Raw genomic sequence first — 18,955 nt, 5'->3', positions numbered from 1 at the left:
GGCCCGCGGGAACGGGGACGGCCGAGCCGCAGGAGCGTCGGGTGGTTGCGGCCGGACCAGTCTCTCAGACCGTCCGTCGCGATGGCGGACGCAGCGCGTCACTTGTGCACAACAGTACCGATCCGCTCGCCGTTCACCACGCGCATGATGTTGCCCTCGGTGTTGAGGTTGAAGAAGATCATCGGCAGGTCGTTGTCCCGCGCGAGGCTGACCGCCGCCGCGTCGGCGACCTTGAGGTCACGGGCGAGGTACTCGTCGTAGGTCAGCTGGTCGTACTTCTTGGCGTCGTCATTCGTCTTCGGATCGCAGTCGTACACCCCGTCGACGCCCATCTTGCCCATCAGCAGCGCGTCGACGTGCATCTCCAGCCCCCGCTGGGCCGCCACGGTGTCGGTGGAGAAGTACGGCATGCCGGATCCGGCGCCGAAGATCACCACCCGTCCCTTCTCCATGTGCCGATCGGCGCGGCGCGGGATGTAGGGCTCGGCGACCTGGCGCATCTCGATGGCGGTCTGCACCCGTGTCGGGACACCGGCCTGCTCGCAGAAGTCCTGCAGGGCCAGACAGTTCATCACCGTGCCGAGCATCCCCATGTAGTCGGCCCGCTCCCGCTCCATCCCGGCCTGCTGCAGCTCGACCCCGCGGAAGAAGTTGCCGCCCCCCACCACGATGCACACCTGCACCCCGGCCCGTACGACGTCGGCGATCTGGTGGGCGATGGAGTCGACGACCCGCGGGTCGACCCCGACCTTGCCACCTCCGAAGGCCTCACCGGACAGCTTCAGCAGGATGCGATGGTACGAACTCATGGATGGTCTCCCGTCGGGTGCGTCGGATGTGGTGTGCGGTAGCTGAGCCTAGGCGATCCGGGTGCCCCGGCTGAGATCCGGGCGCCGATGCGACAACGTGCGCCACGAGGGAGGTCCCTCGTGGCGCACGTCGCGGTCGGATCAGGCGCCGGCTTCGAAGCGGACGAAGCGGCTGACCGTCAGGCCGGCCTTCTCCAGCATCTTGCCGACGGTCTCCTTGGCATCGGAGACCTCGGAGATCTGCTCCAACAGGACGACGTCCTTGAAGAAGCCGTTGACGCGGCCCTCGACGATCCGCGGGATCGCCTTCTCGGGCTTGCCCTCCTCCTTGGCGATGCCCTCAGCGATGATGCGTTCCTTCTCCACATCGGCCGCCGGGACCTCGTCGCGGGTGAGGTACTTGGGGTTCATCACCGCGATCTGCATCGAGGTGCGGTGGGCGGCATCCTCGTTGTCGCCCTCGAACTCGAGCAGCACACCGACCTGCGGGGGCAGGTCGGAGGAACGGCGGTGCAGGTAGACGTTGGTCTTGCCGTCGAAGTAGGCGACGTTCTTCAGCTCCAACTTCTCGCCGATCCTGGCGGCCAGCTCCTGGATGGCCTCCTCGACGGTGCGGCCGTCGGCAAGCTTCGCGGCGTTGGCGGAGGCGACGTCGGTCGCCCGGGCCGCCTCGACGGCCTCGGCGATGGTGTCGGCGAGGGCGATGAACTCCTCGTTCTTGGCGACGAAGTCGGTCTCGGAACCCAGCTGGATGAGGGCGCCGCCCCTGTTGGCGACCAAGCCGTTGGAGGCCTCACGGTCGGCCCGCTTGGCGGTCTTGGCCTGGCCGGCGACCCGCAGGATCTCCACGGCCTTCTCGAAGTCGCCGTCGGCCTCGGTGAGGGCCTTCTTGGCGTCCATCATGCCGGCGCCGGTGGAGTCGCGGAGCTTCTTGACATCTGCTGCAGTGATTGCCATCTGTTCCTTGGTCCTTCTGCGGTTGTGCGGGTGGGATCACTCGTTGTCGGTGGCGGGCGCCTCGGTGACCGGGGCGGTCGGCGCCACGGGCGCGGCCGGCTTGGCCTCGACACCCGGCTTGGCCTCGATGCCCGGCTTCACCTCAGCTCCCGGCTTCACGTCGACCACGGGCGTGGCCTCGACAGCCGGCTCCACGTCGACCGCCGGCGCGGCCTCAGCGGCCGGCGCGGTCTCAGCCGGGGTGGCCTCAGCCGGGGTGGCCTGCTCGGTGGCGTTGAGCAGTTCCTTCTCCCACTCGGCCATCGGCTCGGCCGCCTCGGTGGTGGCAGTCTCACCGGAGGAGCGGGAGACCAGGCCGTCGGCCACGGCGTCGGCGATCACCCGGGTGAGCAGGGAGACGGACCGGATCGAGTCGTCGTTGCCCGGGATGGCGTAGTCGACCTCGTCGGGATCGCAGTTGGTGTCGAGGATCGCGACCACCGGGATGCGCAGCTTGCGGGCCTCGTCGACACCGAGGTGCTCCTTCTTGGTGTCGACGATCCACACCGCCTGCGGGGTGCGGGTCATGTCCCGGATGCCGCCGAGGTCCTTCGCCAGCTTGTCCTTCTCGCGGGACAGGCCGAGAAGTTCCTTCTTGGTGAGGCCGGAGCCCTGCACCTTCTCGAAGTCCATCGCCTCCAGCTCCTTCATCCGGGCGATCCGCTTGGAGATGGTCTGGAAGTTGGTCAGCATGCCACCCAGCCAGCGCTGGTTCACGTACGGCATGCCGACGCGGGTGGCCTGCTGGGCGATGGCCTCCTGGGCCTGCTTCTTGGTGCCGACGAAGAGCACCTGACCGCCTCGCGAGACGGTCTCCTTGACGAAGGCGTACGCCTTGTCGATGTACTTGAGCGACTGCTGCAGGTCGATGATGTAGATGCCGTTGCGCTCGTTGAAGATGAAGCGCTTCATCTTCGGGTTCCAACGACGGGTCTGGTGCCCGAAGTGGACACCGTTCTCGAGCAGCTCGCGGGCAGTCACGACGGCCATGGCCGTTTCCTCCTTGTGGCGCGACGAAGCGCCGACGGTTGTCCCGGTGCCGGCTTTCGGCACCGCCTGATGCAGTCACGTCCTCACCCACGAGGGACCGTACGGGACGCCCGGCTCACCACGCCGAGACGTGGCATCCACCGGTAGGACCGCATGCGAAGTCACCCCGAAAAGGTCCGAGGTGCTGGAAGTAGTGTAGAGCCGGCCCGGGCACGATGCCACTCGGGGCCGCAGCGACCGCCGCCGACCACCCACGCCGGCGTGCCCGCACGTCGGCCCACGCTGCTGTGATCGTGCTGGCGAACTGGCGCGAGCCGTCCACAGCCCGCGGCCATCCGCGCCGGTTGTCCACAGTTTCCCGGTCCCGGCCGGTCAGGCACCGCTCCGTCCCACCCTCCGCACGTGAGACGACTGTTTCCCCTGCGACCGCTGGTCCTCCTGCTGTGTTCCCTGCTCGCCGGGACCGGCCTGACCGTAGCCCTCGCCGGCGCCGCGACGGCTCTTCCACTGGCGTCCGGCCCGGAGGGCGTGCCGGCCGGGGCCCTGCCGGTGACCGGGCCCCTGGTACGACCCTTCGAGCCTCCCCCGGAGCCGTGGCTTGCCGGGCACCGGGGCGTCGACCTCGACGCCGAGGTCGGCAGTCCGGTGCTCGCGGCGGCAGCCGGGACGGTGACGTACGCCTCCACTCTCGCCGGTAGGGGCGTCGTGGTGGTCGATCACGGCGCCACCCGCACCACGTACGAACCTGTCCAGGCCACGGTGCGGGTCGGTCAGGTCGTCGCAATGGGCGATGTGCTGGGCACCTTGCAGACTGGGCACCCGGGTTGCGTCGCCGCGGCGTGCCTGCACTGGGGTCTGCGGAGAGGCTCGGAGTACCTCGACCCGATGCTGCTGCCCGCCCTGCCGACCGGCCCGCCGACCCGTCTCGTCGGGAGCGAGGAGGTGACCGCCGCCCGCCGGGAAGCCCAGGCCCGGGCGATCGCGGCAGCGGCCGCAGCCACCGGCGATGGAGCCGCACCACTGCGGGTCGGCAGCGGCCAAGGAGGCTGGCTGCCACCCGTGTCCGGGCCGATCACTTCACCGTTCGGGATGCGGGTGCACCCGGTCACCGGCGTCCGCAAGCTGCACGACGGGGTCGACTACGGGGCGGCCTGCGGCGTTCCGATCCGGGCGCCGCTCCCGGGCACGGTCACCGAGGTCGTCCGGCACCCGGCCTACGGCTGGCGGATCCTGGTCGATCACGGCGTGGTCGACGGACACCGTCTGGTCACGTCGATGAACCACGCCCAGGGCTTCTCGGTGAGTACCGGTGCGACGGTGCAGCGGGGGCAGGTGCTGGGAACGGTCGGGTCGACCGGCCTGTCCACCGGCTGCCATCTTCACCTGATGGCGTGGCAGGACGGGACCCTGATCGATCCCAGCCGGCTGAGCTGACGCCGAGCAGGCCGGAGACAGACCTGTCGGCGAACCACGGCCTGAGTCAGGCCCTCGGATGCGCCTGACGGAAGGCCTGCTGCAGCCGGTCGGCCGTCACGTGCGTGTAGATCTGGGTCGTCGCCAGCGAGGCGTGCCCGAGCATCTCCTGGACGCTGCGCAGGTCCGCCCCACCCTCGAGCAGGTGGGTGGCCATTGCGTGCCGCAGGCCGTGCGGGCCGAGATCAGGTGCCCCGGTCACCAGGCCGAGATGACGGTGCACGAGGCGACGGACGACGCGCGGGTCGATTCGTCCGCCTCGGGCGCCCAGGAAGAGCGCCCGGCCGCTCGTCGCCGTGGCGATCTCGGGGCGACGGATCAGCCATCGGTCCACCGCCTCCAGCGCCGGACCACCGGTGGGGACCATCCGGTCCTTGTCGCCCTTGCCGTGGACGAGGACGAGGCGCCGATCCCGGTCCAGAGACTCGGTGTCCAGGCCGCACAGCTCGGAGACCCGCAACCCCGACCCGTACAGCATCTCCAGGACGGCGACGTCTCGAGCACCGAGCGGGCCGGGCTGCTCGGCCGCGCACAACCGGGCTTCGTCCATCAACGCCGCCGCCTGGGCCTGGTCGAGGGTGGCCGGCAGCATCCGGGCGATCTTCGGTGAGGCCAGGCGCAGGCTCGGATCGGTCGCGATCAGCCCGTCGCGGCGTGCCCAGGCGAAGAAGCCCCGGACGGTCGAGGCCCGCCGGCCGAGAGTGCCGCGGGAGGCGCCACCCCGCTGCTGGGCCGCCAGCCAGCCGCGTAGGTCGGTGATCGTCACGTCGGCCGGCGAGGTAACCCCGCGGTGGCCCAGATGCTCGAACAGTTCGGTGAGATCGCCGACGTAGGCACGCACCGTGTTCGGCGAGACGTGCCGCTCCCCCGCCAGATGGCTGCGGTACCCGTCGAGGGCACGGCGGAGGTCCGCCGGCAGCTCGCCCTCACCGATCACCATGGCCCTACTGTCGGCCGGAGGGCGACCGGGAGCAAGCACGCCACGCCGCCGCCCGGCCATGACGGGCGGGCCCGGCTCACACTCGCAGGTCCCGTGCCACGGGCGTCGACCGGCCGCCTAGAGTGGGGTCCGCAGGCCCACGGCACCCCTCCGAGAGACAGGACGACGAGCAATGACGCGCCTCAGCGAGCTCACCACCGGCGGCACCCTCCGCCCCATCACCCGCTGGGGGACGCCCGTGATGCATGCCCCCACCCAGCCGGTGGTCGAGTTCGACGACGACCTGCGCACCCTGGTCCGCGACATGTTCGCCACCATGGAGGCCGCACGAGGTGTCGGGCTCGCCGCCACCCAGGTGGGCGTGAGCCTGGCGGTCTTCGTCTACGACTGCCCGGACGCCGACAACCACTCCCAGGTCGGTGTGGTCTGCAATCCCGTGGTCGAACTACCCGAGGGGCGCGACCGGGTGCTGGAGTCGGCCGACGAGGGGTGCCTGTCGCTCCCCGGCGGGTACGCCCCGCTGGCCCGTACCGATCACTCCATCTGCCGCGGCCAGGACACCGACGGCAACCCGATCGAGATCCACGGCACCGGCCTGCTCGCCCGGTGCCTGCAGCACGAGACCGATCACCTCAACGGGATGGTCTTCGGTGACCGGCTGTCGACCCGGGTCCGCAAGAAGCTCTACCAGTCCCACGAGGCGCTGGCCCACCTCTACCCCGAGGACTGGCCGGTCACACCCAAGCGCACCTCGGCCTGAGCCGTCGGGCGGACGACCTGAGCCGTCAGACAGGCACCTCAGCCGTCAGGCACGCAGTGGCCGCTCAGCCGAGACCGTCCGCGCGACCGGCACCCCCCGACCCCGCCGGCCCCAGGGCGTAGCACGCGACAGCCGACGCCGCAGCGACGTTCAGCGAGTCGATCCCGTGGGCCATCGGGATCCGTACGACCAGGTCGGCCTGCTCGATCCAGCGTCGGGACAGCCCGGCGCCCTCGGTGCCGAGCAGGATCGCCACCTTCCGGTCCGGGGCGAGGGCCCGCGCAACGTCGGGAAGGGACTGCGCGTCGTCGTTCAGGGCCATCGCCAGGGTCAGGAATCCCGCCTCCCGCAGCGTCGGGACGGCCTCGGCCCAGGAGTCGATCCGGGCCCACGGCAGTGAGAAGACCGCCCCCATCGACACCTTGATCGCCCGACGGTAGAGCGGGTCGGCGGCACGTGGGGCGAGCAGGCAGCCGTCCCATCCCATCCCGGCGGCGGAGCGCAGGATGGCACCGACGTTGGTGTGATCGACGATGTCCTCACAGACCACCAACCGCTGCAGGTCGAGCAGGTCGGCCATCGTACGGCCGGTCCGGCGCCGCATCGAGGCGAGTGCTCCGCGGTGCACGTGGAACCCGGTGATCTCCTCCGCCAGCGCCTCGGAGACGACGTAGATCGGCACTTCGGGATACGGTGCGAGCGCGTCGGCGAGCGATTCCAGCCAGCGCGGGGCCAGCAGGAACGACCGGGGCGGATACCCAGCCTCGAGCGCCCGCCGGATCACCTTCTCCCCTTCGGCGATGAACAGGCCGTGCTCGGCCTCCAGCGAGCGGCGCAGCGAGACGTCGCGCAGCCGGACGTAGTCGGCGACCCGGTCGTCGTGGGGGTCGGTGATCGTGATCAGGGTGAGCGCTGAGATAGACATCCCTCCCAGTCTGCCCCCGCCGGCTCAGGACCTCTGCGGCCGCAGCACCATCCAGAACGTCCACACCGCGAGGATCGCGACCACCGGCGGAAGCCACCAGGTCGCGGGGGCCACCGCAGCGACGACCGCGCCGATCGCGCATCCCGCCGCGCAGGCCAGACCGCGCCGGTCCCGTTGGAGGAGCTCGATCATCAGGGCGAGGACCACGCCGGTGATCCACAGCGCCCACATGTTCAGGAAGAACCAGTCCTGCAGGTGCATCGACATCTAGCGCGCCCTCGCGGTGAAGCGGCCCTGGCTCATGATCAGTCGCAGCGGCATGTCGAAGGTCTCGCTCATCAGCGGCTCGGTGAGCACCTCCCGCACCGGCCCTGCGGCGACGATCCGGCCCTTCTTGAGCAGCATCGCGTGGCTGATGCCCGGCGGTATCTCCTCCACATGGTGGGTCACCATCACGCTGGCCGGCGCCAGCGGGTCGTTGGCCAGGTGACCGAGCAGGCTCACCAGACGCTCCCGTCCGCCGAGGTCGAGGCCCGAGGCGGGTTCGTCGAGGAGCAGCAGTTCCGGGTCCACCATCAGGCCGCGGGCGATCTCGACCCGCTTGCGTTCGCCGGAACTGAGGGTGCCGAACGTACGATCCCGCAGCGCCAGCATCCCGAAGCGATCGAGCAGGGCGTCGGCCCGCTCGTGGTCGAAGCTGTCGTACTCCTCGCGCCAACGGCCGACCACCGCGTACGCCGCGGAAACGACCAGATCGTGGACCGTCTCCCCGCGCGGCACCCGCTCCTGGAAGGTCTGGGACACCAGGCCGATCCGCGGGCGCAGGTCGAAGATGTTCACTGCGCCGAGGACTTCGTCGAGGACCCCCGCCATGCCGCTGGTCGGGTAGAGGTCGCCGGTGAGCAGACGCAACAGGGTGGTCTTGCCGGCGCCGTTCGCACCGAGGACGACCCAGCGGTCCGACTCCCCGACTTGCCAGTTGATGCCCTCGAGCAACATCGTGTTGCCGCGCCTCACGCTCACATCGACCAGATCCACCACAGCGACCATGCCCCTGAACCTACATGCCCCGGAGGCACAGCGGGTGCCCGGCTCGCTGCTCGTACCGGACCCGCCGTCCGTGCCCGGCACGGTCCCCGAGCACCTGCCGCGAGGGGTTCGTCCGGCGCCGATCCGGGGCTGCTCCCGGACCGGTGACGTACGGTGGATTCCGTGACCCTGCTCGCCGCGATCCGCCTGGTGACGAACCTCAACGTGCTGCGCCACGGACCCGCCGCCGGCGCCGCCGGGTCGTCCGCGCCCAGCGCCGAGGTCGCTGCCCGGATGGTCCAGGACGGCGACGCGGCCCACCACGTCAGTGACCCCGACGCCCTGCTCGGGCTGTCCGGCGAGGGGTCGAATCCACTGGACGAGGCGATGCCGGCAGCGCTGCGGCGCACCACCGAGGACTGGATCCTGGCGCTGCCCCGTCCCGGGCGGCTGGGTCCGCTGCGGGGGCCGATGTCGTTGACCCGCGCAGCCCTCGGGGCCGGGGCCGCAGTGATCCCACGCACCGGTGGCGCCGCCTGGATCCCCGCCAGGGTCGGCCCGGCGATCCAGTGGCAGCTGGTGGCGGCCGACCGCCCCTTCCCCCCGGTGTCGTCGGCGGAGACCGAGCACGCGCTCACCGACGCGATCCGGGCGGCCACCGGCGAACTGGACCGGCTGGGGATGACGTCGGGGCGACGGCCCGAGAGCGACGGGCTGGAACTGCCGGCGGCCTACCCCACCCGGCAGCGCCACGCGGCCGCCCGGGCGTTGCGACTGGTCGAGGCCTGTGAGACCGGCCTGGCCGACGAGTCCGGACTACTGCACGCCCACGCCGCCGAGCTCCGGGCCCGGACCCTGCGGGGTCTGCTCAACGCGGCATTGGACAGCCTGGAGGCGTCCTGCGCCTGGCAACCCGCCTGATCCTCGACCGGCCCGACCGGCCCCGACGGGGCGGGCCGGGCCGGTAGGGCTATCGGCCCGAGGACCGGCGGGCCGAGGACCCGACGGTCAGGAGGCCGACCGCGCCGAGCTGCAGGACGAGCCGGGCCGAGGGTCAGGCGCCGGTCGCGTGCAGACCGCCGTCGACGTGGATGACCTCACCGGTGGTCATCGGGAACCAATCGGACAGCAGCGCGACCACGGCCTTCGCGGTCGCGGTGGCGTCGGTGGGATCCCAGCTGAGCGGCGCCCGGTCGGCCCAGACGTCGTTGAAGTCCGCCCCGCCGGGGATGGCCTTCTTGGCGAGGGTGTCGATCGGGCCGGCCGACACCATGTTCGTCCGGATCCCGTCCGGCCCTACGTAGCGGGCCAGGTAGCGGCTGGCGGCCTCCAGGGCAGCCTTGGCGACGCCCATCCAGTCGTACGTCGGCCAGGCGACGGACCCGTCGAAGGTCAGCCCGACGACGCTGGCCGGGCCGGTGATCAGCGGCCGGCAGGCCCGGACCAGGGAGACCAGCGAGTAGGAGGAGGTGTGCAGTGCGGTCGCGACGTCGTCCCACTCGGTGGTCATGAAACCGCCCCCGAGGGCGGTCTTCGGATTGGCGTACGCGATGGCGTGCACGATGCCGTCGATCCGCTCGACATGCTCGCCCAGCACGCCGGCCAGACCGGCCAGCTGGTCGGCGTCGGTGACGTTGAGCTCCAGCACCGGGGGCACCGGGTCCAGCTTCTGGACGACCCGGCGGGTGAGGCTCATCGCCCGGCCGAAGTTCGACACGATGACCGTGGCGCCCTCGGCCTGGGCGATCTCCGCCACCTTGTACGCGATCGAGGTGTTCATCGTCACGCCGGTGACGAGGATGTTCTTGCCGTCGAGGATTCCCATGCTGTGCTCCTGTCTGCTGTCAGTGGCCCATGCGGAGTATCAGTGCCCCATGCCGAGACCGCCGTCGACGGGCAGCACGGCACCGGAGATGTAGCCGGCGGCATCGGAGGCCAGGAAAGCGACGGCGGCGGCGATGTCATCGACCTCGCCGAGGTGGCCGACCGGGATCTGCGCGGCGTACTTCGCAACCAGGTCGTCGCCCAGCTCCGCCGTCATGTCGGTGCGGATGAACCCGGGGGTGACGACGTTCGCGGTGATCCCGCGCGAGCCCAGCTCGCGTGCCACCGAGCGCGCCAGGCCCACCAGGCCCGACTTCGAGGCCGCGTAGTTCACCTGGCCCGCGCCACCCATCAGGCCGACCACCGAGGAGATCAGGATGACCCGCCCGAAGCGGGCCTTCATCATCCCGCGGGCGGCGCGGCGGACGACGCGGAAGGTGCCGGTGAGGTTGGTGTCGATGACGGCGTCCCAGTCGTCGTCCTTCATCCGCATCAGCAGCGTGTCGCGGGTGATGCCGGCGTTGGCGACCAGCACCTCGACCGGGCCGAGCTCCTTCTCCACCGTGGTGAAGGCGGCCTCGACCTGGGCCTGGTCGGTGATGTCGCAGGGCACCCCGAGGACGCCCTCGGGCACCTCCCCACTGCGTGAGGTCGCGGCGACGCGGTAGCCTTCGGCGGTCAGGCGGGCGGCGATGGCACGCCCGATGCCACGATTTCCGCCCGTGACAAGGGCGACCCGGCCCGCGGCGGGGGCCTCAGATGCTGTGCTCACTGGCCACACGCTAGCAGGGCGTACGCCGCCGGCCGCCCCGCACGTTCGGCCGGAACGGGCCCGTGACCGGCACCGGCACCCCCGTTCGGCGGTGACGGCGGGCCGCGGATGTCCGGCCGCCGGGCGAACAGCGGGGGTACCGGTGCCGGCACGGACCCACGGGCGGGATCGCCGGTTTCCCGACGCTGCTCGGCAACCCCGACATGGTCAAGAAACCCGACGAAATTCTGTCGGTCCCACCGGAGCAGGCCAGGGGCCCGAGAAGCGTCGGGAGGGCGGAAACCGCCGCGCCGGACGGTAGCTCGGTGGCCTCCACCGGCGAGAGTCCCAGGCCGTCACCGTCGCGCTCGCGCTGGTGCCGACGTGTGACGCAAGCCTCGTCGGATGCCGTTCCGACTGCCTATAGTGACGGGGTGGCAAGGTCAGCGGGCCGACGGCGCCGGACGGGGCGGCACCATCCTGCGCTGATCACCAGCGCCCCGCGCAGTCCCGAGGAGGACCTCAACCGCCGCCAGATGGAATACCTGGCGATGATGTCGCTGCGGATCATCTGCTTCGTCGCCGCGGTGTTCCTGCACGGGGTGTGGCGCTGGGTGGCCGTCGCCGGGGCGGCCTTCCTCCCGGCGATCGCGGTCGTCATCGCCAATGCCGTCGACCTGCGCCTCAACAGGGGCCAGGATCTCCCGGACGTGCCGCCCGAGGAACCACAGCGTCCGGAGCTGGAGGGCCCCGACCGTGCGACCCCGCTGATCATCCCCGGAGAATCCGAACCGACCCGCGGAACCGGCACCTCCCCGAACGCTCCCGGTGACGAGGCTCCCGGGTCTGACGGGCCCGAGGACGGATCGCCCGGTCCGGACCGACCGGCCCGCTGATCCCGCCCCCGGCCGGCCCTCGTTCCCAGCCGGCTCTCGTTCCTGGCCGACTCCCGTCCCTGGCCAGCTTCCGTTCCCAGCCGGCGTCGGGCCCGGATCAGCCGCCGATCGCCGACATCGGCCGGTCCGGCTGCAGGAAGCTCGGATCGTTGATCCCGTGCCCGGGCAGCTTCCCGGCCACGGCGCGCGCCCACTGCTCTGCGATCTCCTCGTCGCCGGCACCCGACCGCAGCGCCGTCCGCAGGTCGTCCTCGGTGCGCGAGAACAAGCACGTGCGGACCTGCCCGTCGGCGGTCAGCCGGACCCGGTCACAGGCGCCGCAGAACGGCCGCGACACCGACGCGATGATGCCGACCAACTGCTCGCTGTCACCGACCCGGAACAACTCGGAGGGGGCACTCCCCCGGCTCCGGCCCTCGGCCGCGACCGGGTGCAGCCGGTGCCCGGCCAGCGAGGCGAGGACCTCCGTGGCAGTGACCATCCGGTCCCGGCGCCAGCCGTGTTGGGCGTCCAGCGGCATCTGCTCGATGAAACGCAGCTCGACGCCCTCTCGGCCGGCCCAGTCGACCAGCGCGGGAGCCTCGTCGTCGTTGAGGCCCCGCATCAGCACCGCGTTGATCTTCACCGGCGCCAGCCCGGCGGCCTTCGCCGCCCGGATGCCGTCGAGCACGTCGCCGTGCCGCCGGCGCCGGGTCAGGGCATGGAACCGGGCCGGGTCGAGCGTGTCAAGGGAGACGTTGATCCGGTCCAGGCCGGCGGACCGCAGGGTGGCGGCCCGCTGCGCCAGCCCGATGCCGTTGGTGGTCAGGGCGATGGTGGGGCGCGGCCTGAGATCCGCGATCGCGGCGATGATCTGTGCCAGGTCCGGACGCAGCAGCGGCTCCCCGCCGGTGAGCCGTACGGTGCCGATCCCGAGACGCTCCACGCCGATCCCCACCAGCCGGACCAGTTCGCCATGGGTGAGCAGGTCGTCGCCCGGCATCCAGTCCAGGCCCTCGGGGGGCATGCAGTACGTACACCGCAGGTTGCAGCGGTCGGTGAGGGAGACACGCAGATCGGTGGCGACCCGCCCGTGGGCGTCCGCCAACGGCAGCATCGTTCGTACGGTCCCGGGCCGAGGCATGAGTGGAGTGTAGGCCAGTGCACCCACTGGTCGGACAGCAGGACCCCGGTCGATTCCGGCCGGAACGCTCATGCCATGATCGGGGCACACCGACGCAGCTGGAGGAGAACGATGACGGAGGAGTGGGCGAGTCTCAAGGAGTGGATCAACATCCTGGCCCATCACATCGACACCGGTGACTTCGAGCTGAGCAAGGACGACATCCTGACCATCCTCGACCTGGCCCGCGACGCGTCGCACCAGGTGGAACGCGCCGCCTCCCCCCTCACCCTGTTCCTGGTCGGTGTAGCGGTCGGCCGCGGCGGAAGCCTCGGCAAGGTCGCCGCCCAGACGACCGCCCTGGTGCTCAGCCTCGACGATCGGACGACCGAGGCCGCGGAGGTGGCCGAGGACGATCCGGACGACGAGACCGACGCGGACATCCAGTAGCACACCGGTCCTCATCCCACGGGACACCGGACCGCGGAGCCGGCGGCGACGACTACTCTCGGGGAGTGGGCACGTACTGGAAGCGCTGGGTCGGACTGGTCATCTTCGCCGTCGTCCTGGTCACCGCCTTCATCCAGCTCGGCGACTGGCAGCTGCGTCGGCTGGCGGAGAAGCGGGCCCGCAATGCGACCATCGTGACCCAGCAGCAGGAACCGGTGGCGAGCTTCGACGAGGTCTTCGGCCCGCCGATCACGGCGGACAAGCAGTACCGGCGGGTGCGGGTCGAGGGCACCTTCGACCCGGCCCACCAGGTGCAGGTGCGCTACCGGAGCAACAACGGTGACACCGGCTACGAGGTCGTCGTGCCCCTGCAGACCACCGCGGGCCAGTGGGTGCTGGTGGATCGCGGATTCGCGGCGCGGCCGGACAACGGTCCGCTACCCGACGCTGCCGCGATCCCGGCCCCGCCCTCCGGCGTGGTGACGGTCGAGGGGTATGTGACGGCCGACGAGTCCGGTCCGCAGGATGCCGTCGTGCCGGCCGGCGGATCGACCCGGCTGGTGAACCCGCCGGCGATCGCGACCTGGTCGGGCCGGCCCCTCGTCGACGGGTACCTGAACGCCACTTCGATCACCCCGGCACAACAGGGCGGGCTCGTCACGGTCGCCCTGCCGGAACTCAGCGAAGGGCCGCACCTGTCGTACGCGATCCAGTGGTTCTGCTTCGCCGCCATCGGCATCGGCGGAACGTTCATCCTGATCGGCAAGGACGCCCGCGAGATCATCACCGGGCGGCGACGCCGCCGGGAACAGGCAGCTGGCGGTGCGGAGCCACCGACCGGAGACGCCTCCGCCGCCCGGCAGTCGGCCGGCGCAGCGCGCCCGGCACCGGTGGGTGAGCCGCCGCTGCCCGGCACCTCCCGCTGAGCCGCGTCATGCTGGCCGACGTCGTCGAACTGCTGCACTGTCCGCAGTGTCCCCGGGCGGATGCGGCCGGACTGGTCCTCGAGGGTCGTACGCTGCGCTGCCCGCGTGGCCACAGCTTCGACATCGCCCGACAGGGCTACGTCAATCTGCTCGCCGGGGGTGTGCCCCGGCACGCCGACACCGCGGCGATGGTCGCGGCCCGCGACCGGTTCCTGGGCACCGGGGCGTACGGCCCGGTCCGGGACGCCGTACGCTCCGCCGCCCGTCGAACGGGCGACACCGGCACGCCGCTCACCATCCTGGAGGCCGGCGCTGGCACCGGCTACTACCTGGCCGGCTGCCTGGCCGACGACGACCGCGGCCTGGCGCTGGACATCTCCCCCGCCGCAGTCCGACGGGCGGCCCGCGCCCATCCGCGGATCGGCGCGGTGGTGGCCGACACCTGGGCCGGGCTGCCCGTCCGCGGCGGTGTCGTCGATGTGCTGCTCGCGGTCTTCGCGCCCCGCAATCCCGCGGAGTTCGCCCGGGTCCTCGTCCCGCAGGGCCGGGCCCTGGTGGTCACCCCGCTGCCCGAGCACCTGGCGGGGCTGCGGTCCGCCCTGCACCTGCTCGACATCGAGCAGGACAAGGAGTCGCATCTGCTCGACCGGATGGCCGGCCACCTCGACCTCGTCGCCAGCACCGACCTCCGGTTCACGGTCCGACTGTCCGCCGACACGGTCGCGGACCTGGTCGGGATGGGGCCGAACGCCTTCCACAGCCGGCCTGACGCAGCCCGGCCCGAGACCGCGGAGAACGGTGCCACGCCGACCGACGAGCCACCCGGCGAGGTCGAGGTCGAGGTGGCCGTACGGCTCTGGGAGTTCGCCCGGGCCTGACCGGTCCAGGGCCCCTCAGCCGGTGGCGGCTCCGGCGCTGCGGTCCGGTTCGGCGAACTGTGTCCGGTAGAGCTCGGCGTACGCCCCACCTCGTGCGAGCAGCTCGGTGTGGGTGCCGCGCTCGACGATCCGGCCGTCCTCCACCACCAGGATCTCGTCGGCCCCGCGGATGGTGGACAGCCGGTGCGCCACGACCAGGCTCGTCCGATGCTCCATCGCCGCGTCCAGGGCGCGCTGCACGGCGGCCTCGGAATCGGAGTCGAGGTGGGCCGTCGCCTCGTCGAGGATGACGATCGGGGGCGCCTTGAGCAGCAGCCGGGCGATCGCCAGGCGCTGGCGTTCACCGCCGGAGAGCCGGTAGCCGCGTTCCCCCACCAGGGTGTCCAGGCCCTCGGGGAGCCGACGCACCAGGTCGGCGATGTGGGCCGCCTCGAGCACCTGCCACAGGTCGGCCTCGGTCGCCGAGGGCCGGGCGTAGCGCAGGTTCTCCCGGACCGTGTCGTGGAACATGTGGGCGTCCTGGGTGACGTAGCCCACCGCCCCCTGCAGGGCTGCGACCTGCAGGTCCCGGACGTCGATCCCGCCGACCCGGACGGCTCCGCCGGTGACGTCGTAGAGCCGGGCGACGAGGTGGGTCAGGGTGGTCTTCCCCGAGCCGGAGTGCCCCACGATCGCGGTGGTGCTGCCCGGGGCCACCCGGAAGCTGACCCCCCGCAGCACCGGCGCGCCGGGGATGTGCTCCGGCACGGCCACCGACTCCAGCGAGGCGAGCGAGACGTCCTCGGCCCGCGGGTAGGCGAACCGGACGTCCTCGAACTCGACCGACGCCTCGCCGCTGAGCGGGACGGCACCGGGCTTCTCGGCAATCGCCGGTCGCAGGTCGAGGATCTCGAACACCCGCTCGAACGAGACCAGGGCCCCCATCACGTCGATCCGCAGGTTGGTCAGCGCCGTCAACGGACCGTAGAGCTGGGTGAGCAGCCCGGCCAGCGCGGTCAGGGTGCCGACGGTGAGCGCCCCGTCGACCGCCATCACGCCACCCACCCCGTACACCAGGGCGGTGGCGAGCGCGGCGACCAGGGTCAGGGTGGTGATGAAGAACCGGCCGTTCATCGCTATCGCGACCGAGACGTCGCGGACGCTGCCGGCCCGGGCCGCGAACCGGTCGTGCTCCTCGGTGGGGCGGCCGAACAGCTTCACCAGCAGCGCGCCGGAGACGGAGAACCGCTCGGTCATCGTCGCCGACATCTCGGCGTTGTCGCTCATCTGGCGCCGGGTCAGCTCGGCCAACTTGCGGCCGACCACCCGGGCCGGGATGACGAAGACGGGCAGCAGCACCAGCGCGCCGAGCGTCAACTGCCAGCTGAGCGCCAGCATCGCGCCGAGGGTCAGGATCAGCCCGAAGATGTTGGACACCGCCCCGGACAGGGTGGTGGTGAAGGCCCGTTGGGCGCCGATCACGTCCGAGTTGAGCCGGGAGACGAGTTTGCCGGTCTGGGTCCGGGTGAAGAAGGCGACCGGCATCCCGGAGACATGGTCGAAGACCGCGGTGCGCAGGTCGTAGATCAGTCCCTCGCCGATCCTGGCCGAGCACCAGCGTTGCAGCAGCCCGAAGCCGGCGTTGACCACCGCGATGCCCGCGACGACCAACGCCGTGGTCACCACCACCGCCCGGTCGTGGCCGAGCACGCCCTTGTCGATGATCTCGCGGAACAGCAGCGGAGGGGCCACGCCCAGCCCGGCCTGCACGATCACCACGGCGACGAAGACGCCGATCAGGCCCCAGAACGGGCGCGCGTACGCCACGACGCGGCGGAAGGTGCCCTTGGACAGCTTCTGGTCACCGAGGGAATCGCCCTTCGTCATCTGCCGCATGACGTGGCCGGGGGAGAACATACTCACCGGTGGGACTTCTTCGGGTGCTTCTTCTTGCCGGACTTCTCCGCCGAGGCCTTCTTCCGACGGGAGGCGGAGCCGCCACCGGCGGCCTTCCCGTCGTCGGCCTCCGTCGACCGGCCCACCCGCTTGCGGTGCGCCTTGACCGTGGCCGCCGCCAGCTCCTTGGCCCGGCCCTTGTCCTTCTTCTTGACCAGGACCCCGAGCGGCGGTGTCGGCAGACCCCAGTCGGTCAGTGGCTCGGGTGACCGCTCGAGGTCGCGGAGCTGATCCTGAGCGGACGCCGGACCGTCGGGCTCGGGCGCCGGATCGGCGGGGCCGGACGCCGCCTGCGTCGCGCCGGCAACATGCGGACCGGCGAGGCCGTTCCCGCGGCGACGCAGCGCCACCCCGGCCTCCCGGAGCAGGCCCTCGACGAAGCCTTCGGCGCGCCCGGTGTCGGTGGCCAGGGACGGGATCGACTCCCCCGCGCGGTACCGCCGCACGTAGACGAGCATCAGACGCTCCCGCTCCTCGCCCGTGATTCGCGACCCGTTGCCGCCCGGTACCATGCCGCTGTCCGCCTCCCGCCTCGTCCGACTGGACGCCCATGCTAGCAGCGGGGTCCAGCGCCGGGTCGCTGCCGACTGCCCCGACACCGCCCGGCCGACGGTGCGTTGCCGGACCGCTGCCGATCGGCGGCGCAGCCGCCGCCCCGTCATCAGGCCAGCGAGATGAGCTCCGCGTACTCCGGGTTCCACAGGTCCTCGTCGCCGTCGGGCAGCAGCAGCACCCGGTCTGGCTCGAGGGCCTCGACGGCGCCCTCGTCGTGGGTGACCAGCACGATCGCCCCGGCGTACGTGTTGATCGCGTGGAGCACCTCGGCGCGCGACGCCGGGTCCAGGTTGTTGGTCGGCTCGTCGAGGAGCAGCACGTTCGCCGCGGAGACCACCAGCATCGCCAGCGCGAGCCGGGTCTTCTCCCCGCCGGACAGCACGCCGGCCCGCTTGTCCACGTCGTCGCCGGTGAACAGGAACGAGCCGAGGATCTTGCGCACCTCGGTGTTGTTGAGGTTCGGTGAGGCCGACACCATGTTGTCCAGCACCGTACGGGACACGTCGATGGTCTCGTGCTCCTGGGCGTAGTAGCCGATCTTCGCGCCGTGGCCGAGGATCACCTCGCCGGTGTCGGGCTCCTCCAGACCGGCCAGGATCCGCAGCAGGGTGGTCTTGCCGGCGCCGTTCAGCCCCAGGATGACGACCTGGGAACCCTTGTCGATGGCGAGGTCGACGCCGGTGAAGACCTCCAGCGAGCCGTACGACTTGGACAGGTTCTCCGCCCGGATCGGCGTCTTGCCGGAGGGGGCGGGCTCCGGGAAGCGGATCTTCGCCACCCGGTCGGCCTGCCGCTCCTCCTCCAGCCCGGCCAGCAGCTTCTCGGCCCGCCTGGCCATGTTCTGCGCGGCGACCGCCTTGGTCGCCTTGGCCCGCATCTTGTCGGCCTGGGCCATCAGCTGGTCCGCCTTGCGCTCGGCGTTCTGGCGCTCCCGCTTGCGGCGCGCCTCGTCGGCGGCCCGCTGGGTGAGGTAGCGCTTCCAGTCCATCGAGTAGATGTCGAGGACCGCCCGGTTGGCGTCGAGGTGGAAGACCTTGTTGACGGTCGCCTCGAGCAGGTCGGTGTCGTGGGAGATCATCAGCAGGGCGCCGGAGTAGCCCTGCAGAAACCCTCGCAGCCAGATGATGGAGTCCGCATCCAGGTGGTTGGTCGGCTCGTCGAGCAGCAGCGTGTCGGCGTCGGAGAAGAGGATCCGGGCCAGTTCGACGCGGCGTCGCTGGCCGCCGGAGAGGGTCTTCAGCTGCTGGGCCAGCACCCGGTCGGGCAGCGCCAGGTTCGCCGCGATCCGGTGCGCCTCCGATTCCGCCGCGTAGCCCCCGGCGGTGAGGAACTGGGTCTCGGTCTTCGCGTATGTGGCCATCGCCGCGTCGCGGACGTCGTCCTCGGTCGCCTCCGCCATCGCGGTCTCGGCGGCCTTCATCCGCCGCAGGATGTGGTCCAGTCCCCGGGCACCGAGGATGCGGTCGCGGACCAGTTCCTCGGGATCCCCCGAGCGGGGGTCCTGAGGCAGGTAGCCGATCTGGCCGGAACGCTGCACCTCACCCGCGGCGGGCAGCGACTCGCCGGCCAGGATCTTGGTCATGGTGGTCTTGCCGGCTCCGTTGCGACCGACCAGACCGACCTTGTCGCCCGGTCCGACCTGGAACGAGACGGGCTCGAGGAGGAGGCGGGCTCCGGCACGGACTTCGAGATCGCGGGCAATCAGCACCGCGCCAT

The 18,955-nt window shown here is 71.4% G+C and carries 20 protein-coding genes; 7 read left to right on the top strand and 13 right to left on the bottom strand.

Annotation, left to right across the window (positions count from 1 at the left end; genetic code table 11):
* Positions 1-98: 98 nt before the first annotated feature.
* From pyrH to rpsB, 3 genes are all read right to left on the bottom strand, one after another.
* Positions 99-809 (bottom strand): UMP kinase, encoded by a 711-nt coding sequence (gene pyrH / locus R0145_RS06360; protein ID WP_317839527.1) that lies wholly within the window; start codon positions 807-809, stop codon positions 99-101.
* 141 nt (positions 810-950) lie between these two features.
* Entirely contained in the window at positions 951-1,766 is an 816-nt protein-coding gene (gene tsf, locus R0145_RS06355) for a translation elongation factor Ts (protein WP_317839526.1), read from the bottom strand.
* A 36-nt stretch (positions 1,767-1,802) separates the two neighbouring features.
* Complete coding sequence (gene rpsB, locus R0145_RS06350; protein WP_317839525.1) at positions 1,803-2,795, bottom strand: 30S ribosomal protein S2; 993 nt, start codon at positions 2,793-2,795, stop codon at positions 1,803-1,805.
* Positions 2,796-3,197: 402 nt separating this feature from the next.
* Between rpsB and R0145_RS06345 the strand changes: the two genes are divergently transcribed.
* The gene (locus tag R0145_RS06345; RefSeq protein WP_317839524.1) at positions 3,198-4,229 is read left to right on the top strand and encodes a peptidoglycan DD-metalloendopeptidase family protein; all 1,032 of its coding nucleotides are present in this window, start codon (positions 3,198-3,200) and stop codon (positions 4,227-4,229) included.
* A gap of 46 nt (positions 4,230-4,275) precedes the next feature.
* Here R0145_RS06345 and R0145_RS06340 read toward each other — a convergent pair whose 3' ends face one another.
* Positions 4,276-5,208, bottom strand: coding sequence for a tyrosine recombinase XerC (locus R0145_RS06340; protein WP_317839523.1), 933 nt, complete (start codon positions 5,206-5,208; stop codon positions 4,276-4,278).
* A 172-nt stretch (positions 5,209-5,380) separates the two neighbouring features.
* On the opposite strand from R0145_RS06340, the gene def reads away from it, so the two are divergent.
* Complete coding sequence (gene def, locus R0145_RS06335; RefSeq protein WP_317839522.1) at positions 5,381-5,968, top strand: peptide deformylase; 588 nt, start codon at positions 5,381-5,383, stop codon at positions 5,966-5,968.
* Between the two features lie 64 nt (positions 5,969-6,032).
* On the opposite strand, the gene R0145_RS06330 is transcribed toward def, so the two are convergent.
* From R0145_RS06330 to R0145_RS06320, 3 genes are read right to left on the bottom strand one after another with little or no spacing between them, the layout of a single operon-like run.
* On the bottom strand, positions 6,033-6,893 hold the full coding sequence (locus R0145_RS06330; protein ID WP_317839521.1) for an RNA methyltransferase: 861 nt from the start codon (positions 6,891-6,893) through the stop codon (positions 6,033-6,035).
* 24 nt (positions 6,894-6,917) lie between these two features.
* Positions 6,918-7,160: a hypothetical protein gene (locus tag R0145_RS06325; protein ID WP_317839520.1), complete on the bottom strand. Its 243-nt coding sequence runs from the start codon at positions 7,158-7,160 to the stop codon at positions 6,918-6,920.
* The gene (locus R0145_RS06320) at positions 7,161-7,943 is read right to left on the bottom strand and encodes an ABC transporter ATP-binding protein (RefSeq protein WP_317839519.1); all 783 of its coding nucleotides are present in this window, start codon (positions 7,941-7,943) and stop codon (positions 7,161-7,163) included. It abuts the gene before it with no gap.
* A 162-nt stretch (positions 7,944-8,105) separates the two neighbouring features.
* Between R0145_RS06320 and R0145_RS06315 the strand changes: the two genes are divergently transcribed.
* Positions 8,106-8,843, top strand: coding sequence for a hypothetical protein (locus R0145_RS06315; protein WP_317839518.1), 738 nt, complete (start codon positions 8,106-8,108; stop codon positions 8,841-8,843).
* Between the two features lie 133 nt (positions 8,844-8,976).
* Here R0145_RS06315 and fabI read toward each other — a convergent pair whose 3' ends face one another.
* The gene (gene fabI, locus R0145_RS06310) at positions 8,977-9,747 is read right to left on the bottom strand and encodes an enoyl-ACP reductase FabI (RefSeq protein WP_317839517.1); all 771 of its coding nucleotides are present in this window, start codon (positions 9,745-9,747) and stop codon (positions 8,977-8,979) included.
* Between the two features lie 39 nt (positions 9,748-9,786).
* A complete protein-coding gene (gene fabG / locus R0145_RS06305) occupies positions 9,787-10,518 on the bottom strand; it encodes a 3-oxoacyl-[acyl-carrier-protein] reductase (protein ID WP_317839516.1) in 732 nt (243 codons plus the stop codon).
* A 413-nt stretch (positions 10,519-10,931) separates the two neighbouring features.
* On the opposite strand from fabG, the gene R0145_RS06300 reads away from it, so the two are divergent.
* Complete coding sequence (locus R0145_RS06300) at positions 10,932-11,393, top strand: DUF3099 domain-containing protein (RefSeq protein WP_317839515.1); 462 nt, start codon at positions 10,932-10,934, stop codon at positions 11,391-11,393.
* A 97-nt stretch (positions 11,394-11,490) separates the two neighbouring features.
* Here the strand turns inward: R0145_RS06300 and moaA are convergent, their stop codons facing one another.
* Positions 11,491-12,516: a GTP 3',8-cyclase MoaA gene (gene moaA, locus R0145_RS06295; RefSeq protein WP_317839514.1), complete on the bottom strand. Its 1,026-nt coding sequence runs from the start codon at positions 12,514-12,516 to the stop codon at positions 11,491-11,493.
* Positions 12,517-12,627: 111 nt separating this feature from the next.
* Here moaA and R0145_RS06290 point away from each other — a divergent pair, with 111 nt between their 5' ends.
* The 3 genes from R0145_RS06290 to R0145_RS06280 all read left to right on the top strand — a co-directional run bounded on the left by R0145_RS06290 (position 12,628) and on the right by R0145_RS06280 (position 14,749).
* Complete coding sequence (locus R0145_RS06290; protein ID WP_317839513.1) at positions 12,628-12,945, top strand: DUF6457 domain-containing protein; 318 nt, start codon at positions 12,628-12,630, stop codon at positions 12,943-12,945.
* Between the two features lie 65 nt (positions 12,946-13,010).
* On the top strand, positions 13,011-13,871 hold the full coding sequence (locus R0145_RS06285; RefSeq protein ID WP_317839512.1) for an SURF1 family protein: 861 nt from the start codon (positions 13,011-13,013) through the stop codon (positions 13,869-13,871).
* 8 nt (positions 13,872-13,879) lie between these two features.
* Entirely contained in the window at positions 13,880-14,749 is an 870-nt protein-coding gene (locus R0145_RS06280) for a putative RNA methyltransferase (protein WP_317839511.1), read from the top strand.
* Between the two features lie 15 nt (positions 14,750-14,764).
* Here R0145_RS06280 and R0145_RS06275 read toward each other — a convergent pair whose 3' ends face one another.
* From R0145_RS06275 to R0145_RS06265, 3 genes are all read right to left on the bottom strand, one after another.
* Positions 14,765-16,645, bottom strand: a complete 1,881-nt coding sequence (locus R0145_RS06275) for an ABC transporter ATP-binding protein (protein WP_317840160.1) — start codon at positions 16,643-16,645, stop codon at positions 14,765-14,767.
* A 2-nt stretch (positions 16,646-16,647) separates the two neighbouring features.
* Positions 16,648-17,196 (bottom strand): helix-turn-helix domain-containing protein, encoded by a 549-nt coding sequence (locus R0145_RS06270; protein ID WP_317839510.1) that lies wholly within the window; start codon positions 17,194-17,196, stop codon positions 16,648-16,650.
* Positions 17,197-17,345: 149 nt separating this feature from the next.
* Entirely contained in the window at positions 17,346-18,947 is a 1,602-nt protein-coding gene (locus tag R0145_RS06265) for an ABC-F family ATP-binding cassette domain-containing protein (protein ID WP_317839509.1), read from the bottom strand.
* Between the last annotated feature and the right edge of the window lie 8 nt (positions 18,948-18,955).

This window comes from Raineyella sp. W15-4 (assembly GCF_033170155.1).
Lineage (GTDB): Bacteria > Actinomycetota > Actinomycetes > Propionibacteriales > Propionibacteriaceae > Raineyella.
The sequence above is the reverse complement of the archived record's forward strand: the minus strand, read 5'-3'. Positions and strand labels throughout refer to the sequence as shown.

What these genes read in the sequence shown, in the direction of transcription:
- pyrH (WP_317839527.1), bottom strand. Translation starts at nt 809, where the DNA reads ATGAGTTCGTACCATCGCATCCTGCTGAAGCTGTCCGGTGAGGCCTTC.
- tsf (WP_317839526.1), bottom strand. Translation starts at nt 1,766, where the DNA reads ATGGCAATCACTGCAGCAGATGTCAAGAAGCTCCGCGACTCCACCGGC.
- rpsB (WP_317839525.1), bottom strand. Translation starts at nt 2,795, where the DNA reads ATGGCCGTCGTGACTGCCCGCGAGCTGCTCGAGAACGGTGTCCACTTC.
- R0145_RS06340 (WP_317839523.1), bottom strand. Translation starts at nt 5,208, where the DNA reads ATGGTGATCGGTGAGGGCGAGCTGCCGGCGGACCTCCGCCGTGCCCTC.
- def (WP_317839522.1), top strand. Translation starts at nt 5,381, where the DNA reads ATGACGCGCCTCAGCGAGCTCACCACCGGCGGCACCCTCCGCCCCATC.
- R0145_RS06330 (WP_317839521.1), bottom strand. Translation starts at nt 6,893, where the DNA reads ATGTCTATCTCAGCGCTCACCCTGATCACGATCACCGACCCCCACGAC.
- R0145_RS06325 (WP_317839520.1), bottom strand. Translation starts at nt 7,160, where the DNA reads ATGTCGATGCACCTGCAGGACTGGTTCTTCCTGAACATGTGGGCGCTG.
- R0145_RS06320 (WP_317839519.1), bottom strand. Translation starts at nt 7,943, where the DNA reads ATGGTCGCTGTGGTGGATCTGGTCGATGTGAGCGTGAGGCGCGGCAAC.
- fabI (WP_317839517.1), bottom strand. Translation starts at nt 9,747, where the DNA reads ATGGGAATCCTCGACGGCAAGAACATCCTCGTCACCGGCGTGACGATG.
- moaA (WP_317839514.1), bottom strand. Translation starts at nt 12,516, where the DNA reads ATGCCTCGGCCCGGGACCGTACGAACGATGCTGCCGTTGGCGGACGCC.
- R0145_RS06290 (WP_317839513.1), top strand. Translation starts at nt 12,628, where the DNA reads ATGACGGAGGAGTGGGCGAGTCTCAAGGAGTGGATCAACATCCTGGCC.
- R0145_RS06280 (WP_317839511.1), top strand. Translation starts at nt 13,880, where the DNA reads ATGCTGGCCGACGTCGTCGAACTGCTGCACTGTCCGCAGTGTCCCCGG.
- R0145_RS06275 (WP_317840160.1), bottom strand. Translation starts at nt 16,645, where the DNA reads ATGTTCTCCCCCGGCCACGTCATGCGGCAGATGACGAAGGGCGATTCC.
- R0145_RS06270 (WP_317839510.1), bottom strand. Translation starts at nt 17,196, where the DNA reads ATGGTACCGGGCGGCAACGGGTCGCGAATCACGGGCGAGGAGCGGGAG.